Annotated in this window: 11 protein-coding genes; all 11 read left to right on the plus strand. The window is 66.7% G+C overall.

All coding sequences use genetic code 11. The features are described 5' to 3' along the window. Positions 1–220 precede the first annotated feature (220 nt). Genes ACWIKC_RS03435 through murC form a run of 11 tightly spaced genes read left to right on the plus strand, consistent with a single transcriptional unit; the run spans position 221 to position 13,126 of the window. Positions 221–712: a division/cell wall cluster transcriptional repressor MraZ gene (locus tag ACWIKC_RS03435; RefSeq protein ID WP_454598731.1), complete on the plus strand. Its 492-nt coding sequence runs from the start codon at positions 221–223 to the stop codon at positions 710–712. Then, entirely contained in the window at positions 709–1,641 is a 933-nt protein-coding gene (gene rsmH / locus ACWIKC_RS03440) for a 16S rRNA (cytosine(1402)-N(4))-methyltransferase RsmH (RefSeq protein ID WP_454598732.1), read from the plus strand. Before ACWIKC_RS03435 ends, rsmH begins: the two co-directional genes overlap by 4 nt. Then, positions 1,641–2,189, plus strand: a complete 549-nt coding sequence (locus ACWIKC_RS03445) for a hypothetical protein (RefSeq protein WP_454598733.1) — start codon at positions 1,641–1,643, stop codon at positions 2,187–2,189. Before rsmH ends, ACWIKC_RS03445 begins: the two co-directional genes overlap by 1 nt. After that, positions 2,186–3,916: a peptidoglycan D,D-transpeptidase FtsI family protein gene (locus ACWIKC_RS03450; RefSeq protein ID WP_454598734.1), complete on the plus strand. Its 1,731-nt coding sequence runs from the start codon at positions 2,186–2,188 to the stop codon at positions 3,914–3,916. The genes ACWIKC_RS03445 and ACWIKC_RS03450 overlap by 4 nt, the downstream gene beginning before the upstream one ends. Beyond that, a complete protein-coding gene (locus tag ACWIKC_RS03455; protein WP_454598735.1) occupies positions 3,913–5,418 on the plus strand; it encodes a UDP-N-acetylmuramoyl-L-alanyl-D-glutamate--2,6-diaminopimelate ligase in 1,506 nt (501 codons plus the stop codon). Before ACWIKC_RS03450 ends, ACWIKC_RS03455 begins: the two co-directional genes overlap by 4 nt. Further along, the gene (locus tag ACWIKC_RS03460) at positions 5,415–6,884 is read left to right on the plus strand and encodes a UDP-N-acetylmuramoyl-tripeptide--D-alanyl-D-alanine ligase (RefSeq protein ID WP_454598736.1); all 1,470 of its coding nucleotides are present in this window, start codon (positions 5,415–5,417) and stop codon (positions 6,882–6,884) included. Before ACWIKC_RS03455 ends, ACWIKC_RS03460 begins: the two co-directional genes overlap by 4 nt. Then, positions 6,885–7,955 (plus strand): phospho-N-acetylmuramoyl-pentapeptide-transferase, encoded by a 1,071-nt coding sequence (mraY, locus tag ACWIKC_RS03465; protein ID WP_454598737.1) that lies wholly within the window; start codon positions 6,885–6,887, stop codon positions 7,953–7,955. Further along, complete coding sequence (murD, locus tag ACWIKC_RS03470; RefSeq protein ID WP_454598738.1) at positions 7,952–9,250, plus strand: UDP-N-acetylmuramoyl-L-alanine--D-glutamate ligase; 1,299 nt, start codon at positions 7,952–7,954, stop codon at positions 9,248–9,250. The genes mraY and murD overlap by 4 nt, the downstream gene beginning before the upstream one ends. Next, complete coding sequence (locus tag ACWIKC_RS03475; RefSeq protein WP_454598739.1) at positions 9,247–10,512, plus strand: FtsW/RodA/SpoVE family cell cycle protein; 1,266 nt, start codon at positions 9,247–9,249, stop codon at positions 10,510–10,512. The genes murD and ACWIKC_RS03475 overlap by 4 nt, the downstream gene beginning before the upstream one ends. Further along, on the plus strand, positions 10,509–11,705 hold the full coding sequence (murG, locus tag ACWIKC_RS03480) for an undecaprenyldiphospho-muramoylpentapeptide beta-N-acetylglucosaminyltransferase (RefSeq protein ID WP_454598740.1): 1,197 nt from the start codon (positions 10,509–10,511) through the stop codon (positions 11,703–11,705). Before ACWIKC_RS03475 ends, murG begins: the two co-directional genes overlap by 4 nt. Further along, complete coding sequence (murC, locus tag ACWIKC_RS03485; protein ID WP_454598741.1) at positions 11,702–13,126, plus strand: UDP-N-acetylmuramate--L-alanine ligase; 1,425 nt, start codon at positions 11,702–11,704, stop codon at positions 13,124–13,126. The genes murG and murC overlap by 4 nt, the downstream gene beginning before the upstream one ends. The last annotated feature ends 60 nt before the right edge of the window (positions 13,127–13,186 follow it).

The raw sequence follows: 13,186 nt of genomic DNA on the forward strand, positions 1-13,186 counted from the left end.
CATAAAACAGACGATTACGGCTTCATCCCCAAAAATCCCGTAATTTTCCCTTCCATCCCGCTCGCTCCCGCTGTAAACCGCAAACCCATCGGACAGACCATGCCGTGCTGCGTATCGCGCCTGCGATGCGAGCCGCCCGCCATTGCGCGCAGGGCGGGGCGGGGAAGGTCTGTTCGGGGAGGAGACGGTCGCACACGCAGGCTAGCTGGGGACGGAACAGGTGCTTTTCGGGGGTTACAGCGGACAGGCGTTTACGCCGGCTGGCGACAAGGGTCGCTACGTCCTGCCGCCGCTGTTCCGCAAGGCCGTCAAGGAAAGCAGTGACGCCCGCGTCCTCTGCCTCGCCAAGCACGATCGCTGGAACTGCCTTGTCGGCTTCGGCCTTTCGCGCAAGCTCGAGCTCGAACAGCAGCTCGACCGCGAGGAGGAGATGGCGCTCAAACTCAACCGCGAATTCGACCGCGAAGTGCGTTCGAGCCAGCTCAACGGCTTCGTCGAATTGCCATTCGACGACAGCGGCCGCTTCGTCATGCCCGAATATCTCCGCGATCTCGCCAATGTCGGCGAAGGCCTGTTCTTCCAGGGCGGTGGGCGCTTTTTCACGCTGTGGAACCCCGAGGAATTGCTGCGGATGGACGACGCCTGGGCTGCGGCCAAGGCGGCGTGCAAGGCACTGGTCGACGAAGCCCAGGCCAAGGGACGAGCCAAGTGAGCGCCGCCCCGCACATTCCCGTCCTGCTCGATGAAGTGATCGCGGCGCTGAACCCGGGCGAGGGCGATGTCATCGTCGACGCCACCTTCGGCGCCGGCGGCTATTCGCGCGCTATCCTCGATCGCGGCGCGCAGGTGCATGCCTTCGACCGCGATCCCGATGCGATCGCTATGGGCGCGGCGATGGAAGCCGAATTCGCCGGCCGGCTGACGCTCCACCCGCGGCGCTTTTCCGAGATGGTCGATACGCTGGCGGCGGCGGGCGTGGCCCGCGTCGATGGCGTGGTGATGGATATCGGCGTCTCCTCGATGCAGCTCGACCAGGCCGGGCGCGGCTTCGCCTTTTCCACCGACGGCCCGCTCGACATGCGGATGAGCCAGGCGGGCGAAAGCGCCGCCGAATTCGTCAACAATGCGGAAGAAGCCGCAATCGCCGACGTGCTCTATCACTATGGCGAAGAGCGTCAGTCGCGCCGCGTGGCCCGCGCGATCGTCGCCGCGCGCCCGCTCGAGACCACTGGCGAACTCGCGCGCGTTGTCCGCAAGGCGCTCGGCCATCGTCCCGGCGCGCCCAAGGATCCCGCCACCCGTAGCTTCCAGGCGATCCGCATCCATATCAACGGCGAGCTCGACGAACTGGCAGAGGGCCTGTCGGCTGCCGAACAGCTGCTGTGCGAAGGCGGCCGGCTGGCGGTGGTGTGCTTCCACAGCCTCGAAGATCGCATCGTCAAGCGCTTCCTGCGCGATGCCTCGCAGGCCGAAGCCGGTTCGCGCCACCTGCCGCAGCTCGATGCGCCGGAGCCGGTATTCACTCGCGTCAGCAAGGCGATCCGCCCCGCCGAGGCCGAAATCGCGCGCAACCCGCGTTCGCGCTCCTCGGTGCTGCGCTGTGCGGTGCGCACCGCGACCCCCGCGAGGGAAGCAGCCTGATGGCCAGTCGTCCAACCCAGGTGCGCCCCGGAAGCCGCATCCGCCAGATCGGCTGGGCGCTGGTGCTCGGCCTGTGCGTCGCCATCTTCCTGGCGCTGACCTTCAAGGTCAACGCGGTGAAGAGCGAGGTGCGGCTGACCGAACGCCAGATCATCACAATGGAGCGCGAGGCGCTGATGCTGGAAACCGAGTTCCAGACCCGCTCGAGCCAGCGCCAGCTTGCCTCCTGGAACGCGGTCGAATTCGGCTATGTCGCGCCGAGCGCCCGCCATTTCCTCGAGAGCGAGCGCCAGCTCGCCGCGCTGGGGCTGCCGCGCGGGCTCAACGCGCCCGATCCGATCCGCGTCGCACGCAGCGAGCCGGTGGTCGAAGACGAGGGCCTGTTCGCCGATTGGGTCTCGCCCGTCGCCGCCGCCGAAATCGATAACGGACCCGTCGAGAGCGAAACGGACCTTGCGGCGGACCTGTCCGACAAGGGCGCCAGCCTGGCGAAGCGGCTCGCCCGCTCATCTACCGTATCCTCCGGCCTGTCGGATGCCGGCCAATGAACGCGATGACCGGTTTCGCGCCGATCGGTACCGCCGTTCCATCTGCTCGTATCCAGCTGGTCTCCATCCGTCAGCACTCGCTCGCGGTAGCCAAGCTGCGGGTATTGTGGATCGTGCTAGCCTTCGCCTTCGTCGCTTTGCTGGCGGTGATGCGGATCGGCTTTCTGGGCATGTCGGACCGCGCGGTGGCGGCGACCTCGCTCGAGGATGCTTTGCTCCCCGATCGCGGCGAGATCGTCGACCGCAACGGCGTGCCTCTGGCGCGCGCTTTCCCCGCCTACGCGCTGTGGTTCAACCCCGATGCGCTGGGCGAAGACGGCTCGCCGCTGGTCCGCCCGGCGGACGAAGTGGCGCAGGATCTCAAGGCGATTTTCCCCGAAATGGATACCGCGCGGGTGGCGCGCGCGCTCACCTCCGGCAAGCCGGGCTATCTGCGCCGCCGTGTGCTGCCCGAAGAGGCCAACCGCGTGCAGGAACTGGGCGAACTCGCGCTCGAGATGCCGCAGGAGACCGATCGCCACTATCCGCAGGGCTCGATGGCGGCGCATATCCTCGGCTATGTCGCCGCCGACGGCCATGGCCGGGTGGGCATGGAGCAGGTGCTCGACGAACGGCTGCTCGATCCGTCGCGCCGCGGCACGCCGATGGCGCTCAGCATCGACATGCGCGTCCAGGGTGCGCTCGAGGACGAATTGCGCCGCGGGATGAAGCTGGTCGACGCCAAGGGCGGAGCCGGCATTGTGCTGGACGTCGACACTGGCGAAGTGATGGCCTTGGCCAGCCTGCCCGAATTCGATCCCAACAAGATCGATGCCATCGGTCAGGATCGCATGTTCAACCGCGTTACCAACCAGGTCTATGAGCTGGGTTCGACCTTCAAGCCGCTGACCGTGGCTGCAGCCATCGATGCCGGCGTCGTGCGAGATTTTGCGGCCCGGTGGGACGCCTCTCCGGTCAAGATGGGTCGTTACACGATCAAGGACAGTCATTTCCTTGGTTCGACGCTCAATGTGCCCGAGACGCTGATTCATTCGTCGAACACGGTCACCGCGCGCATCGCCGACGAGCTTGGTCCGGAGCGGATGCGCCAGGCCATGATCGACCTCGGGATGAACGCGCGGCCCCCTATCGAGCTGCCTGCCAAGGGCTTCCCGATCTGGCCGGGCGACAATTGGCCGCGCCTGCGCAATATGAATGTCGGTTTCGGTCACGGGATCGCGGTGACCCCGCTGCATCTCGCATCGGCCTATGCGGCGATGGTCAATGGTGGGATCATGCGTCCGACCACGCTGCACAGGCTTACGCCGGGCGATGTGCCGCGGGGCCGCCGGGTTTTCAAGGCCAGCACCAGCGCGCGCATGCGCCAGTTGATGCGGATGATCGCAATTTTCGGCACCGGACGCAACGCCGATGCACCCGGTTTTCGCGTTGGCGGCAAGACGGGCTCGGCCGAAAAGCCTGGCGCTGGCGGGTATCGGCGCACCTCGCTGATCTCCACATTCGCCGCGGCCTTCCCGATGGACAAGCCGCGCTTCGTGGTCGTCACCATGCTCGACGAACCGCGCGGCACGGTGGCGAGCAGCTTCCAGCGCACCGCGGCCTGGAATGCTGCGCCGATCGTTGGCCGGCTGGTGCCCCGCATCGGCCCGATGCTCGGCGTGCTGCCCGACGAGACCCGCGATGTCGATATTTCCGATCTCAGATCGTTGATTCCGGCAGCGAAATGAAGCTGGCAAAACTCTGCGAAGCGGCTGGGCTCGATTGCAGTCATGACGCCATGGCCGCAGGCGATGCGAGTGTGACCGGTTTCGCCATCGATCACCGCAAGGTCGCACCGGGGACTGTTTTTGGCGCGTTCGAGGGCGCGCGGGTCAATGGCGAGGACTTCATTGCCGACGCGGTCAGGGCGGGCGCGGTGGCGGTGGTCGCGCGGCCCGAGGCCACGGTGTCCGGCGCGCAGCATATCGCAAGCCCCGAGCCGCGGCGCGTGTTCGCGCAACTGGCGGCGCGCTTCTTCACCCCGGTCCCACCGCATATCGTCGCGGTGACCGGGACCAACGGCAAGACCTCCACCGTCGAGATGACTCGCCAGATCTGGCGGATGGCCGGCGAGCGTGCCGCCAGCATCGGCACGCTCGGCGTAACCACGCCGGACGAAAGCGTCTCGACCGGGCTCACCACCCCCGACATCGTCACTTTCCTCAGCAACATGAGCGGGCTGGCGCGCGAAGGCGTCACCCATGTCGCCTATGAGGCGTCGAGCCACGGGCTCTCGCAATTCCGCAACGAGGGCGTTGCGGTCGAGGCGGTGGCGTTCACGAACTTCAGCCGCGACCATCTCGATTACCACGCCGACATGGACGACTATTTCGCCGCCAAGATGCGGTTGTTCGACGAAGTCGCGAGCGACGATGCGCGCGCGGTGATCTGGGTTGGCGACGGCGAGAGCGAATGGACCGCGCGCGCAATAGAACATGCGCAGCGGCGCGGGCTCTTGCTCTTCACCATCGGCGAGGCGGGCGAGAATATCCTCCTTGTCGACCGCAGCGCCAGCCAGTTGGGTCAGTCGCTCACCATCGAACATGGCGGCAGCACCCGCACAATCACCCTGCCGCTGATCGGTGCCTATCAGGTTGCCAATGCGCTCACTGCCGCCGGACTGGCGCTGGCGAGCGGGATCGACGCCTCGCAGGTCTGGGACGCGCTCGCGCGGCTCCAGCCGGTGCGCGGTCGGCTCGAACGCGCGGTCATCACGCCGGTCGGCGCGCCGGTCTATGTCGATTATGCGCACACCCCCGACGCCATCGAGGCGGCGATCGTGGCGCTGCGCCCGCATGTGAAGGGGCGGTTGATCACGGTGTTCGGCGCTGGCGGCGATCGCGACCACGGCAAGCGCAGCCCGATGGGCGAGGTGGCTTCGCGGGCCTCGGATGTGGTGATCGTCACCGACGACAATCCCCGCGGCGAGGAAGCCGGGGAAATCCGCCGCGCGGTCATGGCGGGAACCGGCGCCAACGCGCACGAGGTCGCCGGACGCCGCGCCGCCATCGCCGAAGCACTGGCGATGGCGGGGCGCGACGACATCGTCCTGATCGCGGGCAAGGGACACGAACGCGGCCAGATCGTCGGATCGGGCGAGAACGAACGAGTGCTGCCCTTCGACGATGTCGAAGTGGCCCGCGAATGCGCGGCGGCGGCGAATGACGGCAACTGGGGTAACGATACATGAGTGCAGCGCTGATCCGCCATCCGGCTATGAAGGCCTGGCCGATTTTTCCCTCCGACCAGCTGCCGCTGGCGCTGTGGGATGCCGCTTCGATCGCCGCGGCGACCGGCGGTATGGCGAGCGGCGAATTCCAGGTTTCGGGGGTCGAGACCGATTCGCGCGATGTCCGCAACGGCGATCTGTTCGTTGCGCTGCAGGGCGAGGCCATGGATGGCCACCGCTTTCTCGACGCCGCCTTCGCCAATGGTGCCAGCGCCGCGCTGGTCGACCGGCCGGTCGAATATCCGCATATCCTGGTCGCCGACACGACCGCCGCGCTTCATGCACTGGCCGCCGTCGCGCGCCAGCGGGTTGACGCCAAAATCATCGGTGTGACCGGTTCGGTGGGCAAGACCGGGGTCAAGGAAGCCATCTTCGCCGCGCTCGAACGCTCCAGCCGCGGGCAGGCGCATCGTTCGATCCGCAGCTACAACAACCATGTCGGCGTGCCGCTCAGCCTCGCGCGGATGCCGGCGCGCAGCCGCTTCGGCGTGTTCGAGATGGGGATGAACCACGCCGGCGAAATCGCGGTCCTGACCCGGCATGTCCGTCCGCACGTCGCGGTCGTCACCACGATTGCGCCCGCGCATATCGAGAACCTCGGCAGCGAGGAAGCGATCGCGGATGCCAAGGCGGAGATTTTTGCCGGGCTCGAGGAGGGCGGCGTCGCGGTCATCCCGGCGGACAGCCCGCATTTCGAGCGCCTGCGCGATCACGCTGAAAAGGCCGGAGCCCGGGTCGTGTCCTTCGGTCGCGCGCGTCATGCAACCATGCGGTTGCTCGATGCGATCCCCAGCGCCAATGGCGGTTCGCTGGTGACCTGCGAATATCCCGAGGGCCGGATGTGCTTCACCGTCGCCGAGCCGGGCGAGCACTGGATTTCCAACGCGCTCGCGGTGATGGCCGCGGTGCTGGCATGCGGGGCCGACATGGCCGCCGCCGGGCTGGCGCTGGCCGAGATGGGCGGGCTCAAGGGTCGCGGCGCGCGTCACCAGGTCGCGGCGCCCGGCGGCAAGGCGCTGCTGATCGACGAAAGCTACAACGCCAACCCCGCCAGCATGCGCGCCACGCTGGCGCAATTGGGCGCAACTCCGGCAGGTCGCCGGATCGCGGTGCTCGGCGCGATGAAGGAACTGGGCGATTTCGGTCCCGCCTTCCACGCCCAGCTCGCCGATCCGCTCATCGCCGCCAGGGTCGACCATGCCATTCTGGTGGGCGAGGAAATGATCCCGCTCGCGCGCGAATTGGGGAAAGGTGCCGGACTTCCGCTTGGCTTTACAGGCAGTTTCACCCATTGCGACAGCGCTGCAGACGCGATCGCGGCGCTGGAGGACTTCGCAATCGTCTCCGGCGATGCGATCCTCGTCAAAGGGTCCAACTCGATCGGGCTCGGCAAATTGGTAGAACACCTCACACGCCGGGAAGGCTGAATGCTCTATCTTCTGGCCCAATGGTTTGAATTCGAAGGAATTTTCAACCTCGTACGCTACCAGACGGCGCGTGCGGGCGCGACGCTGCTGACCGCGCTGTTCATCGGCCTGGTGATCGGGCCGCGCTTCATCGCCATGTTGCGCGTGCGCCAGGGCAAGGGCCAGCCGATCCGCGAGGACGGACCTCAGACCCATCTCGCCAAGCGCGGCACGCCGACCATGGGTGGGCTGATGATCCTCACCTCGCTGTTCCTCTCGCTGCTGCTGTGGATGGATCTGTCCAATCCCTTCATCTGGGCCTGCATCGCGGTCACCGCCGGTTTCGGGCTGATCGGTTTCCTCGACGATTACGACAAGGTCACCAAATCGAGCCACAAGGGCGTCTCGAGCAAAGTGCGCCTGTTGCTGGAGTTCCTGGTCGCGGGCATCGCCAGCTGGATCGTAGTCGGGCAGATCAACACCTTCCTCTACATCCCCTTCTTCAACAATCTCGGGGTCGAGCTGGGCTATTTCTACTATGTCTTCGCCGCTTTCGTGATCGTCGGCGCGGGCAATGCGGTTAACCTCACCGACGGGCTCGACGGGCTGGCGACCATGCCGGTGATCATCGCCGCGGGCACTTTCGCGCTGATCGCCTATCTCGTGGGCCGGGTCGATTATTCCGAATATCTCGGCATTCCCCACGTCGCGGGCGCGGGCGAGCTGGCGATTTTCTGCGCCGCGATCATCGGCGCGGGGCTGGCCTTCCTGTGGTTCAACGCGCCGCCCGCGGCGGTATTCATGGGCGACACCGGCAGCCTCGCTCTTGGCGGCGCGCTCGGCGCGATTGCGGTAGCGACGCATCACGAGGTGGTGCTGGCGGTGGTCGGTGGGCTGTTCGTGTTCGAGGCGCTTAGCGTCATCATTCAGGTGTTCTGGTTCAAGCGCACCGGCAAACGCGTGTTCCGGATGGCGCCGATCCATCACCATTTCGAGCAATTGGGCTGGAGCGAGAGCAAGGTCGTGATCCGTTTCTGGATCGTCGCCATCGTGCTCGCCATCCTGGGGCTGGCCACGCTGAAGCTGCGATGATCGTCAGCCCCGCCTGGTCCGGCAGGAAATATGCCGTCCTCGGCCTCGCCCGCTCGGGCAAGGCCACGGTGGAGGCGCTGCTGGCCGGCGGAGCCGAAGTGCTCGCCTGGGACACGCGGCCCGAAGCGCGCGAAGCCTTCGCAGGGCGCGCGGTGCTGGCCGATCCGCTCGACGCGGACCTGACCGGTTACGACGGGGTGGTGGTCAGCCCCGGAGTCCCGCTCAACACCCATCCGATAGTGGGCCATGCCGCGAAATTCAGCGTGCCTGTGATCGGCGATATCGAACTGTTCGCGCAGGCGAGGGTGCATCTGCCGCCGCACAAGGTGGTCGGGATCACGGGCACCAACGGTAAGTCGACCACCACCGCGCTGGTCCATCATATTCTCAAGACCGCCGGCGTGCTGACCACCATGGGCGGCAATATCGGCCTGCCGATCCTCGAGCAGGAGCCGCTGCCCGAGGGCGGGGTCTATGTGCTGGAATTGTCGAGCTACCAGATCGACCTGACCTTCAGCCTCGACTGCGAGGTGGCGGTGCTGCTGAACGTGACGCCGGACCATCTGGATCGTTATGAAAGCTTCGAGGCTTATCGAGCATCCAAAGTCCGCCTCCTTCGGATGCAAACGTATGAGCATGTCGGCGTAATTGCAGCCGACGATCCAGCGTTACGCGATATTATGTTCGATATGGCGGATGGACCCGGCGAACTGTGTACACCGCTCGAGGATGTGGCCACGCCCTTCCTCAATCAGGAGGAGTGCCCTGCTCTCCAAGGTCCGCACAATGCGCAGAATGCCTGGGCTGCTGATAACGTGGCGTTGGAACTAGGCGTAGATTTTGACCTGAGAAGTAAGGCATCGGCAACCTTCCCAGGCCTCCCGCACCGCATGGAGCGGGTCGCGGAAGTCGGGGGTGTCGCCTATGTCAACGACAGCAAGGGTACCAACACCGCGGCTACCGCGCCTGCGCTTGCGGCCTTTGACAACGTCCACTGGATCGTCGGCGGACTCGCCAAGGAGCCCGGCCTCGGCGAATGCGAGGCGCAGCTCGGCCAGGTGAAGGCCGCCTACACCATCGGCAGCGCGGGGCCGCAATTCGCCGCGTTGCTCGAACCCCACGTGCCGGTGACCCGCAGCGAGAAGCTCGAACGGGCGGTCCGCGACGCCGCAGCCGCCGCCGAGGCGGGCGATGTCGTCCTGCTCAGCCCGGCCTGCGCCAGCTTCGACCAGTTCGCCGATTTCGAGGCGCGCGGCGAAGCCTTCCGCGCCGCGGTGCGGGAGCTTGCCGCATGAACCAGCAACGTCCCTTCGTACCCGGAGCGGGGCGGCGCGCCTCCCGGCTAGCGCAGCAGAAGCTCTCGCGCTGGTCGGAACTCAAGATCTGGTGGCGAGAGGTCGACCGAGTGCTGCTCGGCCTCATTCTCGCGCTGATGGCCTTCGGCGCGGTCGCGGTTGCCGCCGCTTCTCCCGCAACCGCGGACCGGCTTTCCACCACCGCCGCCACGCTCGATCCGCTCTATTTCTTCTACCGGCACCTGATCTGGCAGATGCTCGGGATCGCAGTCCTGCTGGGCGTCTCGATGTTCGACCGCGGCAATGCGCGGCGCTTCGGGCTGGTGCTCGCCGCCTTCATGTTCGGCGCGCTGTTCCTGGTGCCGCTGATCGGCGCCGAGGTGAACGGGGCGCGGCGCTGGCTCGAATTCGGGATGCGTTTCCAGCCCAGCGAATTCCTCAAGCCGGGCTTCGTTATCGCCACCGCATGGGTGCTGTCGTGGCGCATGCGCGACCCCAATCTGCCGGTGGTGGCGCTGACCTTCATCGGGCTGGGCGTCATTGCGCTGTTGATGATGATGCAGCCCAATCTGGGCGACACCATGCTTTTCGTCGGCGTCTGGTTCGTGATGGTGCTGCTCGCCGGGGTCCCGGTGCAGCGGATGGGCGCGCTGGCCGGCTTCGGGATCGTGGCGCTCACCGCGACCTATTTTCTCTATGACAACGCGCGCCACCGGATCGATTCCTTCTTCGGCGGCGGCACCGCCTACGACCAGGTCGATCTCGCCGAACGCACCCTGCTCGCCGGTGGCTGGACCGGCAGCGGCTATGGCCTGGGCATCCGCAAGATGAACCTGCCCGAGGCGCACACCGATTACATCTTCTCGGTGATCGGGGAAGAATTCGGGCTTATCGTTTGCGGGCTGGTGGCGATCGCCTATCTCGCCATCGTGGCACGTGTCCTGATGAAACTGGTCGACGAAGACGATCTGTTCGCCCTGCTGGCGGGCTCGGGCCTCGTCACGCTGCTCGGCGGGCAGGCCTTCATCAACATGCTGGTCAATTTGCAGCTCTTCCCGTCCAAGGGGATGACACTGCCGCTGGTGAGCTATGGCGGTTCTTCCACCATCGCCATCTGCCTCACCGTCGGGCTGCTTCTCGCCATCACCCGGCGCAACCCCTACCTCAAGCGCGAAACGCGCGGGCTGGCCGACGTGCTCGGCCTGGCCGACCGGCGCGAACCCAGACCCGTCGACAGCATCCGACGCGAGATCCATCCATGACCGGCTCCAACCGCCACTACGTCCTCGCCGCGGGCGGGACCGGGGGGCATCTGCTCCCCGCCTTCGCGCTCGCCACCGAACTCGAGCGGCGCGGCCACCACGTCGCGCTGATCACCGATGCGCGCGGCGAGCAGATCCCCGGGCGGCCCGATTTCCTCACCACCCATGTCCTGCCCGCGGGGCGTTTCGGCAAGAACCCGCTCAAATGGTTCGCCGGCGCGCGCGCGGTGCTGCAGGGCCGCAAGATGGCGCTGCGTCTCTACGACAGCTTCGCTCCCAGCGCGGTGGTCGGTTTCGGCGGCTATCCCTCGCTGCCCGCGCTGCTCGCTTCGTCCTCGGCGGGGATACCCAGCGTGCTGCATGAGCAGAACGCCGTGCTCGGGCGGGTCAATCGCCTGCTCGCCGGACGGGTCCAGGCAATCGCCACCGCCTATCCCGACATCGAGCGGTTGAAGCCCAAGCACAGCGCCAAGGTCGCGCTGGTCGGCAATCCGGTGCGCGCGCAGGTGCTGGCCTTGCGCGACGAGGAATTCCCCCCGCTGGGCGAGGAAGGGCTGCTGCGCGTGCTGGTCACAGGCGGAAGCCAGGGCGCGCGGATATTGTCCGAGGTCGTCCCCGACGGGCTGGCCATGCTGCCGCCTGCGCTGCGCCAGCGGCTGCAGGTCACCCAGCAGTGCCGCGCCGAGGATCTCGACACCGTGCGCGAGCGCTACCGCACCCACGACATTCCCGCCGAACTGGGTACCTATTTCGAGGATATGGCCAGCCGGCTGGGCGATGCGCATCTGTTCATCGGCCGCGCCGGCGCCTCGACCATCGCCGAACTCACCGCGGTGGGACGCCCGGCGATCCTGGTCCCGCTTCCCATAGCGACCGACGACCATCAGGCCGCCAACACCCGCGAGATGACCAAGGCCGGCGGCGCGCGGATGATCCGCCAGGAACGCTTCGGCGCGAAGGAGCTGGCCAAGCAGATCATGGCGCTGGCCGACAATCCCGAAGGTCTCGCCAAGGCCGCGCATGCCGCGTGGAATTGCGGTCGGCCCGATGCGGTCAAGAATCTCGCCGATCTGGTCGAGGGCTTCGGCGGGGCCGACATGATGGATGTGATCCGCGTCGGCGCCAACAACGCGCGCGGGGCCTCGCAGGGCGTTCCCGCCGGGCAGGGCGCGACGCGGGAGCACGGCGAATGAAGGGCGTCCACACCGAGATCGGCACCATCCATTTCATCGGTATCGGCGGTATCGGCATGTCGGGCATCGCCGAGGTGATGAACAATCTCGGCTACCGCGTGCAGGGTTCCGATCTCAAGGAAGGTCCGACCATCGAGCGGCTTCGCGAGCGCGGGATGACGGTCGCGATCGGCCATGCGCCTCAGAACGTCGAGGGGGTCGCGGTCGTGGTCACCTCGACCGCGGTCAAGCGGACCAATCCGGAAGTCGAATACGCGCTGGAAAATCGCATCCCGGTGGTCCGCCGCGCCGAAATGCTGGCCGAACTGATGCGATTGAAATCCACCATCGCGGTGGCGGGTACCCACGGCAAGACGACCACCACCAGCATGATTGCCGCGCTGCTCGATAGCGGCGGGGTCGATCCCACCGTGATCAACGGCGGCATCATCGAGCAATACGGCTCCAACGCGCGGCTGGGCGACAGCGACTGGATGGTGGTCGAGGCCGACGAGAGCGATGGCAGCTTCCTGCGGCTCGACGGGACCATCGCGGTGGTCACCAATATCGATCCCGAACATCTCGATCACTACGGCGATTTCGACGGGGTCAAGGACGCCTTCGTCGAATTCATCCACAACGTCCCCTTCTACGGCGCCGCGATCCTGTGCATCGACCACCCCGAGGTGCAGGCGGTGATCGGCAAGGTCCGCGACCGCCGGGTGACCACCTACGGCTTTTCGCTGCAGGCGGATATCTGCGGCGTCAACGTGCGCCCCGATACCGGCGGCAACATCTTCGACGTGATCGTCCGCCAGCGCGGCCCAAATGATCAGCGGGAGGATCGCCGCATCGAGGGCGTCCGCCTGCCGATGCCAGGCCGCCACAATGTCCAGAACGCGCTCGCCGCGATCGCGGTGGCAATCGAGATGGGCTGTTCCGACGAAGTGATCTGCAGCGGCTTTGCCAATTTCGGCGGCGTGCGGCGGCGCTTCACCAAGGTGGGAGAGGTCGACGGCGCCACGATCATCGACGATTACGCGCATCACCCGGTCGAAATCCGCGCGGTGCTCGGGGCCGCGCGCGAAGCCGCGACGGGCCGCGTCATCGCGGTCATGCAGCCGCATCGCTACACCCGGCTGAGCGATCTGATGGATGATTTCCAGACCTGCTTCAACGAGGCGGACGAGGTGCTGGTCACCCCGGTCTACGAAGCGGGCGAGGAGCCGATCGAGGGCGTTTCCGCCGAAGCGCTGGTGGCGGGGCTCAAATCGCGCGGCCATCGCTCGGCCGCGACGGTCGCCGACGAGGACGAACTGGCGCAGCTGCTGGCGGGCCATGTCGGCGAAGGCGATATCGTCGTCTGCCTCGGCGCGGGCGATATCACCCGCTGGGCCGCCGGGCTCGCCGCCGCGATCGCCGCCAAGAGCCGCGAAACATGAGCGTCCAGCCCGGCGATGTCTGGAATTACGACACCGGTTCCGCGCCGGGCGGAGAGACCG

The organism is Qipengyuania sp. SM2507 (assembly GCF_053714505.1).

Coding starts and splice junctions, on each gene's coding strand:
- ACWIKC_RS03475 (WP_454598739.1), top strand. CDS start 9,247: ATGAACCAGCAACGTCCCTTCGTACCCGGAGCGGGGCGGCGCGCCTCC.
- ACWIKC_RS03455 (WP_454598735.1), top strand. CDS start 3,913: ATGAAGCTGGCAAAACTCTGCGAAGCGGCTGGGCTCGATTGCAGTCAT.
- ACWIKC_RS03450 (WP_454598734.1), top strand. CDS start 2,186: ATGAACGCGATGACCGGTTTCGCGCCGATCGGTACCGCCGTTCCATCT.
- murC (WP_454598741.1), top strand. CDS start 11,702: ATGAAGGGCGTCCACACCGAGATCGGCACCATCCATTTCATCGGTATC.
- ACWIKC_RS03460 (WP_454598736.1), top strand. CDS start 5,415: ATGAGTGCAGCGCTGATCCGCCATCCGGCTATGAAGGCCTGGCCGATT.
- mraY (WP_454598737.1), top strand. CDS start 6,885: ATGCTCTATCTTCTGGCCCAATGGTTTGAATTCGAAGGAATTTTCAAC.
- ACWIKC_RS03445 (WP_454598733.1), top strand. CDS start 1,641: ATGGCCAGTCGTCCAACCCAGGTGCGCCCCGGAAGCCGCATCCGCCAG.
- murD (WP_454598738.1), top strand. CDS start 7,952: ATGATCGTCAGCCCCGCCTGGTCCGGCAGGAAATATGCCGTCCTCGGC.
- murG (WP_454598740.1), top strand. CDS start 10,509: ATGACCGGCTCCAACCGCCACTACGTCCTCGCCGCGGGCGGGACCGGG.